Raw genomic sequence first — 337 nt, forward strand, 5'->3', positions numbered from 1 at the left:
GTCACCGGCGGCAACGCTGACCCGCTCACTCCCCAAGGCAAGGCGTTCGCCGAACGGCTGACCGCCGCGGGCGTGGACGTGACCACGATGTTCTGGCCCGACGACTACACGCCGGCCCTGCAGCACGAGTTCCAGTTCGACCTCCGGCTCGAGGCCGCCCAGGAGACGCTCGCCGCGACCCGCGCGTTCCTCGCCCGCGTCATGCGGTGAGGGTCAGCTCGGCAGGTACCGGGCCAGGAACTCGCGTGTCCGGGGATCGCGCGGTGCGGTGAAGATCTGCTCGGGGGTCCCCTCCTCGATCAGCACGCCACCGGAGAGGAACACGACGCGATCGGCG

General features: G+C 70.9%; 1 protein-coding gene. It reads left to right on the plus strand.

Going from position 1 to position 337, the window contains the following annotated elements:
• A partial coding sequence (locus D9V41_RS18105; protein ID WP_166376123.1) for an alpha/beta hydrolase occupies positions 1-210 on the plus strand: 210 nt, incomplete at its 5' end.
• Between the last annotated feature and the right edge of the window lie 127 nt (positions 211-337).

The organism is Aeromicrobium phragmitis (genome assembly GCF_003674095.1).
GTDB lineage: Bacteria > Actinomycetota > Actinomycetes > Propionibacteriales > Nocardioidaceae > Aeromicrobium > Aeromicrobium phragmitis.